The organism is Roseobacter sinensis, from assembly GCF_025755255.1.
Taxonomy (GTDB): domain Bacteria; phylum Pseudomonadota; class Alphaproteobacteria; order Rhodobacterales; family Rhodobacteraceae; genus Roseobacter; species Roseobacter sinensis.
This window is the reverse complement of sequence record NZ_JALIEB010000042.1, coordinates 1-10,625: the sequence shown is the minus strand read 5'-3', so window position 1 is coordinate 10,625 and position 10,625 is coordinate 1. Positions and strand designations below refer to the sequence as shown.

The window sequence follows — 10,625 nt, the reverse complement described above, 5'->3', positions numbered from 1 at the left end:
TAACAGCGTCCCATTCATAAGCCTCCGTGCAACGTTCTGTTTTGATACAGAATTTGCACTTCGGATGTGAATCCACCAGTATGACGATGGCGGTGGTGTATTGGGTTCTACCCCGCATCGGGCATGTATCGATGCAAAGTTGGACGGTCCTGGCCCTCACTGGACGCCCCACGGCGCGCCTCTGCCGGCGGCGCGGCGCCAGATGGTAGTGGACCTGGGGTATGCTCGAGAAGATCTGATGCCTAATGGAGATGTCCTGCCAGCGGCGCGGCGGCGCATGATGCTGGAGGTGGGTTACAGGGAAGGTGACCTTCCAGAGGACGGGCACTTGAAGCCAAGAGAACCTTAGGGCGCTACATTATTGGACGGTTTGAGATGGGTGCGAAGGCCTGGCGAACGCGGCTCTGTCCCGCGCATTTCCCATTCGCAGAGCCCGAGCTTTCGCTGCGAATGGCCTCTAAGCGGGCTGCGGCCGCAGCACTTAGGACCGAAGTCGAAGGGCAGCAAAAGGCCGTCCCCTTTGCCACTACCTGAGCGTGGCTACGCGATCCCGCAGTCGCTCCGATGGCCGCAATGAGCCTCAACTTGCATCTTTTCTGCGTTGAAGCGAATGTCGGCTTTGCGGCTGATTCTGTGGAAAAACAACGTGTTGCTGGCGCAGAAAGTCGCTATCTGAACAGGGCGCGAGTGCCTCTGTGATCAGGCTTTCCGCGTTTGCTGCGGTGCAGGAAAGATCTTCGCCAGTTTGCGGAGGTTCTGGGCGGTTGCGGCGAGGAGGAATTCGTCATTTGCGCCGCATGGGCCGCGTAATCGGAGCCGACCTAAACCAAGAATGCGTTTGAGGTGAGCGAAGAGCATCTCGACCTTCTTCCGAAGCTTCATCGAGATGTCGTACTGGCGGGTTTTGGCGATGTTGCGGGCGACCTGCCGGGCGTCTTCGTGTTCTTCGCGGGTGATCTTGCGGGCATCGGCCCTGGGGCAGCATTTGGCTTTGGATGGACAGACCTGGCAAACATCTTTCAAGGCTCGGTATCGAGCCGTGCCTTTGCCCGTTGGCCCCCTGGTTGGGTCTGAGTAGTTCCGGCGGAACTGCTTAAGTGCGTGGCCCTCGGGGCAGATGTACTGGTCGTTCTCGGCGTCCCACTCAAAGTCGGCACGCGTCCAAGTTCCATCGTTGCGACCGGACTTATCAAAGACTGGTATGTGCGGCGCGATTTTGCGATCGACCAGCCAGCCCAGAAGCGGCCCTGTGCCGTAGGCCGTGTCCGCGATTAGACGTTCAGGATGCAGGTCGAACTTCGCCTTCACGCGGTTCAGCATCGTCTTGGTTGATCCGACCTCGGCCTGGCGGATGGACCGGGTGGCTTCCACATCAACAATGACACCGTGGTCCGTGTCGATCAGATAGTTGTCAGAATAGCTAAAGAATGCTGGCCCTTTGCGTGCCGCGGTCCATTGGCTCGCCGGGTCGGAATGAGATGTGAACTTCGGCTGCACCTCGCTTGCCGCACCGAATGCCGCCTCATCTAACGTGTCGAAATTCTCGCGCACGGCACGCGGTGCTTCAGTTGGATCAATGGTCGATGCGTCCCAATCTTCCTTGGGAGTCGAGTTTTGTTTGTTCGCGTCAGCTTCGATGAGGCTGGCATAATGGCCATGCGCTGGCCGCTGACGAGGCCTTCGGCGATGCACCGCGCCACCGTCGTCTCGAACAGATGGCGGAGCAATTCGCTGTCGCGGAAACGCCCATGCCGGTTCTTCGAAAAGGTAGAGTGGTCAGGAACGCGGTCGTTCAGATCGAGACGACAGAACCAGCGGTAGGCGAGGTTCAAATGCACCTCTTCACACAACCGCCGCTCGGACCGAATGCCATAGCAATACCCGACTAGCAGCATTCGGATCAGCAGCTCCGGATCGACAGACGGGCGCCCAGTGTGGCTGTAGAAATCGGCGAGATGCGCGCGGATTGTCCCCAGATCGGCAAAGCGATCAATCGAGCGTAGCAGGTGATCTTGCGGAACGTGATCTTCCAGCGAGAACTCATAGAACAACGCCGCTTGCGCTTCCTGCTTCGGTCCCATCATCGCAAATCCCTCCTCGTGGGAAAGATTGAATCAGCGACTTACCCCTCGATCAAGGAAGAGTTTTTCAACAGAATACGCCAACAGCTTTGATCCAGTCCTGGACGGCCTGAGCAACGAACTCAGGGCCGTTGTCAGACCGGATAAAGGACGGAACGCCGCGCAGGATGAACAGGTCGCTTAGGGCATCGATCACGTGGCCTGAGTTCAGCTTGCGATCCACGCGGATGGCCAGGCACTCTCTGCTGTATTCGTCGATGATGTTCAGTGTCCGGAAAGCTTTTCCATCGTCAGTGCGACAATGCACAAAGTCATAGCTCCACACGTGATCGCGACGTTCAGGCCGCAACCGAACGCACGATCCGTCATTGAGCCAGAGCCGTCCATTCTTCGGTTGTTTTATCGGCACCAGCCCCTCTCGTCGCCACAACCGTTCCACGCGTTTGTCATTCACGTGCCAACCAGCGTCTCTCAGCAGCGCCGCGATCCTACGATAGCCATATCGGCCATACTGACGTGTCAGCTCGATCATGTCGGCCACCAATTGTTCTTCATCCGCGCGGCCAACTGGCACCTTTCGTTGCGTGGATCGGTGTTGTCTCAGTACTCGGCAAGCGCGGCGCTCTGAGACATTCAGTTCATTGCGGACACGATCAATGCAGGCACGGCGGCGAGCGGGGCTTAGAAGGGCTTCGCGTTCAGGGCTACAAACCATCCACTGGATGGTTTGCCAAACGCCCTTCATCCTTCGCGGCTTCCGCCAAGATCAGCTTGTCCAACGTCAAATCAGAAACAGCTTTGCGAAGCCGCTCGTTCTCTTTCTGCAGACGCTTCAGTTCTCTCAATTGGTCTGTGCCCATTCCACCGTACTTTTTCTTCCAGCGGTAATACGTCTGTTCAGTCACGCCAATTTGCCGGATCGCATCCAGACGCGGCATACCTTGCCCCGTCAGAACCTCAACCTGCCGTAACTTCGTGACAATCTCTTCGGGCTTCGGTCGCTTGTTTGCCATGGTCTTCCTCCGTTTTCCTAATCATAGCGGAGGACCACTTCAGTGGGGGAAGACCATGTTCCGGCAAAGCCTGCACTTGTTAGTGTTCCTTTTCGACGTCGCAGGGGAACATCGACCTGCTGCGCAGAAGTGGCAACGGTTGAATGACCGTGCAGTGCTCAAGGATCGCATTAAAGGGTCAGAAACAGCCCGCCTCACGCTTTTGTCAAATATCCAAGGCAAGGGCGAGGCAGTCCATTGCCTGATTTGAGCAAAGAATCCCCCATCCGGGCATGTCACCTCAGCAGTTTTCGGCTTGGCCCGTTCAACGCGTCTCAAATGGGCTGCGAGCAACATTTACAGGTAAATGATCGCGTGATTGTATTTTTCTGTCGCAAGCACTCGCGGCTATCCGATCGTTTTTGAAATCTAGCAAGGAGCTTCTCATGAGATTGCCCAACGGATTGTTTTCAATTGATAACAAAATGGCGCGCGGTGGCGAAGGCGGCGGCCGAGGGGCTGGCGACGGCGGCAATTCCGGACCGGGGATCGGCGGCTCTGTGGGATTCTCGGCGGCTGAGCAGGAGGGCGCGCGGAACGGTGCGATTGCCGGCGGTGTCGGCGGCGCAGTAAGGGGCGGCATCACAGGTGGCGTGCCGGGGGCCGCCATAGGTGGACTGGCCGGAGCCGTGGGCGGCGCGGTCGCTGGTGGAATTGCCGCTGGCAGCGGCGGCGGTGGCGGTGGCGGTGGCGGTGGCGACGCCGGTGGTGGCCAGTAGTCATGCAGAATATGCGTTCTGAAATGATTGGCGCGTTCTTGGGCGCACTGATCTCGCTCGCCGTATACTTCCTCTTGAACCAATTCTTTTCGCAAGCACACTCGATCGCATCGTACCCCGTATTCTTCATCTTGATGTTCGGAGTATTTCTGCTTCTGGCCTACTTCCAGAAAAAATAGCGTTTCACAAATGGGTAGGTCGACTGCATGAACAGACGTGAAATCGACTTTGACAACGCCCTCGGCGCAATCCTGAGGTTATGCATGCAATCTGGACTGCATCGTCATTGGTCGGTCGTGGATATCGAGAGAAACTTTTTCCCGCCAGTTTGGCACAGGTTTTGCAAAATCTGGTATGACGACAGCAATACACCATGCGCATGCGCGACATGGGCAGAAGTCGCAATCGAAGTTGAAAACGAATTTTTCAGGCGATCGAAAACGCCACCGCTCGATCAATGGAATTCCGGCAATCGATTGTGGTTCGTGGATTTTATCGCCCCCAATGTTTCCGGTTTCAACCTTGTGAGAGATCTGCATCGCAATCACTTTCGGAACCGCACAGGATACGCCATTCGTAGAAATCTGGATGGTTCGATCAGAAAGTGGTGTAAATTCCGAGGACTGGCACATGGTGCGAAAAACGCTGGTAATGTGGAGCGGCGGGCTTGATAGCACATATGGGCTCGTCAACCTGCTTCGCGAAACCGACGATGACGTGTTTGCTCACCACATCAGCAGACATGCCCGAAGCGACAGTGGTCATAACTCAACCCGCACCGCGGATTATGAAAACGACGCGGTCGCCCGGATGCTGCCGCTGATTTCCGAAACCTACCGTCCGTTTTCATTTGGTCAAAGCACGGTGGACTTGCGGGCCTTCCGCAGCTTCGCCCGCGACACGTCTACCGCGATGTTTCTGGCAGCCCACGCGGCGCGGTCCCACGGTTTTTCGAGGGATGATCGCATATTGCTGAGCATGAACAGCGACGAAGACAAAAGCTGGAATCCTGGAAGTGAACTCTATCGGTTTCTGCGCGCCTATACCGTGAGGATACTACGCCTGACCTGGGGAGCGGAGGATTTTCCGACATGTTTTCTGTGGGATCCTCCACCCCGCAAGCAAAAAGAAGCGAATTATCTGCCGAAGCACCTCTTTGACATGACGGCCAGTTGCAGGGAGCCGCGCTATGACCCCGATGGCGAGGGTTATCTGCGCTGTCAGATTTGCCCTGAGTGCGTGACCCTCAGCAGTGTCGTTCACCGGGAGGCCAACGATGTTAGCTGATGTGCCAGATCATGCTCAGAAACCCGATGCAGGCGCGCGCTTGGGCCTGCCGCACCCTGTATATTCTTTGGCACGTGCCGAGATAGAACGCCTGTCTTGCTACGGGTACAACGAAGTTGGCAGAGGGGACGACGCGGTTGTGCTGAGGATGCAAGGGGCGGACATCGTCATACGCGTCGCACTGCCTTGTCCTGCCTTTGACGCGTTCGTTGACATTTCAAATCACGCCAAAAGCAAGCACCTACCCGATTTCATTGAACATACCACTCATGCGCGTTGGTCACGGACCGCTATTCGCTACCTGGATCGGGCGCCCGGATCGGTCAAGTTCTGGGGCGATATCAATAAGGCTGTAGCTTGTGCGTATGCGGAGTTAGATGAGCGGCCGCACGTACGACGACCGGAGGGAGAACTGTTCGAGATAGCATATCTCTTGGGCAGAAGAGCCCGAGAACATAATTTCGCATTGGATTTGAACCGAGACAATATCCTGTTTGATGCAGAGCATAACTGCGGTGTTTTCATAGACGCATGGAGTTGTTGGGGATAAGCAAATGATGATCTTGCTCTATATCGCAGAACTATTTTTGTTTTTCATTCTTTTTACATTCGTAGTTTATTGGACGCACAGAGCTGCGCATAAGTTCGCCTTTCTCTGGTATCTTCATTCAAGTCACCATGCACAAAGATACAAGGGTGAGTTCGAATTCTCATGGCTCAATCTAATCGGGTGGTTCAATGATTGGCGTGCAACAGCCGATCAATGGGTGACCGAGATTTTACCACTTTGCGTCATGCTGTATATCTGGCCGGACGCCTGGCCAATCGCAGTACTGTACTATGTCGACGGTTTTGTTTTGGCGGAAGGGATAACAGATCATAACCCCCGAATAGATATTCCGGGTTTGGCCATGGGGCGATACCACCTCAAGCATCATCAAGACCATTCGGTCAATTACGATCAGTATTTCAGGCTTTGGGATACGGTTTTTGGGACTCGTCGGGATGTCGTTTAAAGGCGTGTACGAAAACTGGGCAGAGCATTACGATCTGATGCATCGTTCCGAGCAAGGCGGTATGAATGAAATTGACGGCCTTTGCAAAAAGATCTTTCCGTCCATTTTCTTGGGAAAGAAGCGAATTCTTGAAATTGGATGCGGCACCGGGCAAGTGGCCGCTGCATTGGCCAGGATGGGTCATGAGGTCACGGCAATTGATTTCAGCGATGAGAGCATCAAGGTCGCCAAGGGGCTTGCCAAAAAGCTGGAACTGGAGATCAGATTTATCTCGTGTGACTTTCTTGAGGCCGAGTTCAAAGAAGAGTTTGACGTCGCTTTCGCGCTATCCAGTTTCGTAACGCACTTCCTGAGTGAAGAGGAGTTGTCTGCGTGTCTTAGCCAAATCCATCGCTGCCTAACGCCGGAAGGAGTCGGGGTAATCAGCCTTTATGACTACGGGAAACTGATGAAGGAGGAGCCCGACGTTGCGTTGACCCGCGTGTCGCCAATTGATCGAGACACCCGGAATTACCTTTATTTTCAGCGCCGCGTCTGGAACGGCGAACCCAGATCACGCATTCACGAATGCAGCTATTTCCTGATTGACGAAGGGCAGCCGCCACGAATATCGGTGTTTTCGATGGACCGGCGCGCGATCCCCCCAATCGAGTTGTCAAAACTGCTGTCACACACCGGGTTTGAGAGGCTCCGTTGGTTCTCACCGGAAGAGGCGAGCTACTATCAATCCGTGTGCGTGTGTTTCCGCGAGCCGTTTGAAGATCGGCAGGTCGCGCTTTCAGACACCCCGATCACAACAGCTGCACAGAGAAACTATCTGGTTTGGGACGGCACCGAAGCATTCAAACCGGATATAGTGGATCGTTTGTCGAAAGATTCCAGAACTACCTTTTTGCACTTCACGCATATCGTCGATACGCAACAAGAAGCGTCTCATTGCGAGACGATGATCAAATCGGTGAAAATGTGGATCGATGATCTGCAGGAGCGTTTTGGGGCGTTGGAAGTCAGTTCAAGCTTCCTTGATCGCTCCAATTTTGAAAAGTGTGAGCCGAAAGCCCTTGCGCAGTCATATCTCGCCGCACAAGTGATGATGTCCGCGCAGTTTTCACCCTCCGACGAGATAACACTGTTTTCCAGCACGAAACTGGATGAGAGCCTGAGGTTGCGATGCACTGATCTGATAAGGGCCATCGCCCGCACCGAAGAGATTTCACAGGTCGCATTTGTTGAAAGGCACTAGGCGCGCATTTTCCGCGACGTTTTCAGAAACTGCACAAATCTCACCCTTTGCCCGCGGATGTCCGAAGAATTCGGTACTTGGTGTCAGTCGATGAAATCTGGTGCCATCTCTACAAATTCGAAACCACCCGAGCGCCCACCTATCTCGTGCGCCAGAAAGTCTTCGATAAGACGAGCACGCCGCAGTTGATCGCGCCAGTGCTGCACGCCGTGCCCCGCCTCGGGAAAGTAATGGGCTTGCACGGCTTTGCCTGCCTCCAAGGCAGCTTGCTCAAACCGCTTGGCTTGCCGAACGTCGGTAACCGGGTCCTGTTCACCTGCAAGCAGCAATAGAGGCCCATGTAGGTGATCAATTTGATTGGAAGGCGAAAAGTCCCGGATTTCCCTTAGATCGTTGGCGTTGTCCGGGCTTCCAAAGTAGCGCGACCAGCCATCCAGTTGATTTTCCCACCATCCCGGATAGTGAGTGGCCTGAAACTCCAGATCCAACAGTGGAAACTCGACAATCGCCGCATCGAACAAGCCAGCGTCGCGCGTCATGGCCAGAGCCGCGGCATACCCCCCATAGCTGCTTCCCATGACGGCCAGGGCATCAGGATCAGCCCAGCCACGCGCGACTAGCCAATGTGCAGCATCTGCAACATCGTCTTGCATGGCGCGACCAAACTCGCCAAAACCCGCGGCTTGAAACGCTTTCCCGAACCCTGTCGAGCCACGGAAATTGATGGACAATACGCCATAGCCCCGATTGACCAGAAACTGAGTTTCGTGATCGTATTCCAGGTAGTAATTCTGTGCCGGACCGCCATGTATCCGAACAATGAATGGAATGGCACCAGAAACGCCACTGGGTTTGGCAAGAAGCGCGGGGATTTCTCGGCCATCCCGGGCCGCGTAGCTTAGGCTTTGGGTTTGCACAAGACGGTCGCTGAATCGGCGAAAGTGATACTCGCCCAAAGTGATGTAGGACCTATCTTGCAGATCGATCAACAGATAGATGAATGACCTCTCCTGCGGCGAAATTGCGGCCGTAACGTAGCGGCCAGAAGCCGTCGGCGACACACTACCGATTGAGACGGGTTGAGGGAATTCGGAAAGAATATCCAGAAACACCTGGCCCCGCTCTGTGAGCGCTGTTCGTTCAAACGTGGTCGCCCCAAGCCTTAAGATGTCAGGTTGGCCTTCGGGATTCAGTGATGTCTCCCAGGCAACGTCAGCGTCGGGGTTTTCGAGCAAAACGCGTTCTTCGGCAGTTTCCGTATTGAACGCGACAAGAGCCACCTTGTCGCGGCCGCGCGAGGACCGGACAAGGACCGTTCCATCCTCACGAACGGAGGAAAGCGGATAAAACGCATCGTTAATGCTGACGTCGGTCAGAGGTTGCCAGACATCGTTGTCCCTCCGAAAGATCCGAAGCGTTGATGGATTGGCAGTGTCCACGCGGAGTCTGGGCACCTTCTCCGCGTCGACGATCCAATATTTTGTATTCTCGTTGCCTTCGGCAACTTTTTCGGCCTTCAAACCGTCCTGAGACACCAGCCAGAGATGTCCAATTGCATTGTTATGCATCTTTCCCCATGTCAGGATTTCGGCATCTTGGCTTGTTGCGATCTGGGTTTTCTGCCAGCCTCCGGAGAGTTTGACGGGGCTGATCCGGACCCAATTGCTGCGATCGGGATTGAATGGGTCGGCTTCCCAATCATTGCCATCATGAATGAAGCGGAGCTTGGGCTCTGACGGGCTCCAACGGACGAAGGAGAGATCACTTGGGAAACTCGAGATGTCCTTTCCCGACGCGACATCTCTTACGACGACACTTCGCCCCAGAAGGCTTGCCTTCTCAAGCGCGACATACTTCCCATCATGTGATGCAATGTAGTTAAACTCAGCGCGCGGGTCGGCATAAAATGCTCGTGTTGGGACAAGCCGCGGCAGGTCGCTGTCCCGGAGCGCAGCATGGGTCGGCGGGATGTCTCTTGTTACAAAAATACTTGCCGCCGCGGCAGCGCAAATAGCGACGAGAGCGCCAATGAATAGCTTGTTCACGGGAAACTCACGCGGTCAAAGCCACCACTTACCGGAGCCTTGTTGATCTCCCAGAATGGTAAAAACACGAAGAGTTCTGATCTTTCGGGCAAAACGTAGAGGTTCTGGTATACCGCCATTCCTTCCTCTGCCAATTCAAGCAATCCAAACATGTCCCAGATGAAGCGTTATTGGCAATCAGCCCCCGGCGCCACTGACGCTCGTCAGCGAAAAAATGCTTGACCTTCAGGAGGCAATGAGAGGTTCTGATCCTAGGGCCGGGCCTCATAGCCAACAGATGACAGTTGCGGCGAGTGCGATGGCTGAGAGGAAGACCTTCGGGCACCTGTCGTATCTGGTTGCGACACGTCGCCAATCTTTGAGCCTACCGAACATGATCTCAATCCGGTTGCGTCGTTTGTAGCGGCGCTTGTCGTATTTGACGGTCATCTTGCGCTGCTTTCGACCGGGGATACAAGGCCGTATGCCCTTGTCTTTCAACGCTTCTCGGAACCAATCGGCATCATAGCCGCGATCACCGAGCAGCCACTCGACATCAGGCATGCTGCTCAGCAATGCCCGCGCACCAATGTAATCGCTGACCTGCCCGGCGGTCACGAACAGGTTCAGTGGGCGTCCCTGGCCGTCGCAGATGGCGTGCAATTTGGTGTTCATACCGCCCTTGGTGCGGCCAATCAGGCGTCCACACCCCCCTTTTTGACGCCCAGACTGGACGCCGTGCGATGGGCTTTGAGATAGGTGGCGTCAATCATGATAGTCTTTTGTTCCCCGTGATCGGCGGCCAGCCCGATCATCATCTGGGCGAAGATCCCCTTATCGCTCCACCGCTTCCAACGATTGTAGAGCGTCTTGTGTGGTCCGTAGGCAGCCGGTGCATCCCGCCATCTTAAGCCATTGCGATTTATGAAGATAATCCCGCTCAGTACACGCCGGTCATCAACGCGAGGCTTGCCGTGAGACTTCGGAAAGAAGGGCTCAAGACGTGCCATCTGCGCATCCGTCAGCCAGAAAAGATCAGACATATTCACCGCCATTTTCGTAGCGGTGAATCACGCTGCCAGATGGAAATCAATGGGTCCTGACCCTAGGGCCGGGCCTCATAGCCTATTTTGTTGAAAAACTCTTTCTTGATCGATTGGCAAGTCGCTGATTCAATTCTCCTAGCGAGCGGGAGGATCAGCC

The 10,625-nt window shown here is 55.0% G+C and carries 8 protein-coding genes and 2 pseudogenes; 6 read left to right on the top strand and 4 right to left on the bottom strand.

Annotated features, from left to right (window positions below; genetic code table 11):
* Nucleotides 1-699: 699 nt before the first annotated feature.
* Nucleotides 700-2,084, bottom strand: a pseudogene (locus MUB52_RS23485) (transposase).
* A gap of 76 nt (nt 2,085-2,160) precedes the next feature.
* Nucleotides 2,161-3,094: pseudogene (locus MUB52_RS23480) on the bottom strand (IS3 family transposase); the annotation flags it as partial.
* Between the two features lie 55 nt (nt 3,095-3,149).
* On the opposite strand from MUB52_RS23480, the gene MUB52_RS23475 reads away from it, so the two are divergent.
* From MUB52_RS23475 to MUB52_RS23450, 6 genes are all read left to right on the top strand, one after another.
* Entirely contained in the window at nt 3,150-3,344 is a 195-nt protein-coding gene (locus tag MUB52_RS23475; RefSeq protein WP_263846590.1) for a hypothetical protein, read from the top strand.
* A gap of 175 nt (nt 3,345-3,519) precedes the next feature.
* Nucleotides 3,520-3,852, top strand: a complete 333-nt coding sequence (locus MUB52_RS23470; RefSeq protein WP_263846589.1) for a hypothetical protein — start codon at nt 3,520-3,522, stop codon at nt 3,850-3,852.
* 206 nt (nt 3,853-4,058) lie between these two features.
* A complete protein-coding gene (locus MUB52_RS23465; protein ID WP_263846588.1) occupies nt 4,059-4,523 on the top strand; it encodes a toxin-activating lysine-acyltransferase in 465 nt (154 codons plus the stop codon).
* Nucleotides 4,483-5,139 (top strand): hypothetical protein, encoded by a 657-nt coding sequence (locus tag MUB52_RS23460; RefSeq protein WP_263846587.1) that lies wholly within the window; start codon nt 4,483-4,485, stop codon nt 5,137-5,139. The genes MUB52_RS23465 and MUB52_RS23460 overlap by 41 nt, the downstream gene beginning before the upstream one ends.
* 554 nt (nt 5,140-5,693) lie before the next feature.
* Complete coding sequence (locus MUB52_RS23455) at nt 5,694-6,155, top strand: sterol desaturase family protein (RefSeq protein WP_263846586.1); 462 nt, start codon at nt 5,694-5,696, stop codon at nt 6,153-6,155.
* Nucleotides 6,130-7,398, top strand: a complete 1,269-nt coding sequence (locus MUB52_RS23450; RefSeq protein ID WP_263846585.1) for a class I SAM-dependent methyltransferase — start codon at nt 6,130-6,132, stop codon at nt 7,396-7,398. The genes MUB52_RS23455 and MUB52_RS23450 overlap by 26 nt, the downstream gene beginning before the upstream one ends.
* An 83-nt stretch (nt 7,399-7,481) precedes the next feature.
* Here MUB52_RS23450 and MUB52_RS23445 read toward each other — a convergent pair whose 3' ends face one another.
* Nucleotides 7,482-9,443, bottom strand: coding sequence for an alpha/beta hydrolase family protein (locus MUB52_RS23445; protein WP_263846584.1), 1,962 nt, complete (start codon nt 9,441-9,443; stop codon nt 7,482-7,484).
* A gap of 264 nt (nt 9,444-9,707) precedes the next feature.
* Nucleotides 9,708-10,465 (bottom strand): IS5 family transposase gene (locus MUB52_RS23440; protein WP_263846583.1). Its coding sequence is split into 2 segments (ribosomal slippage): nt 9,708-10,129 and nt 10,129-10,465, totalling 759 coding nucleotides; the frame shifts between segments, so codons are not numbered across the junction.
* Nucleotides 10,466-10,625 lie beyond the last annotated feature (160 nt).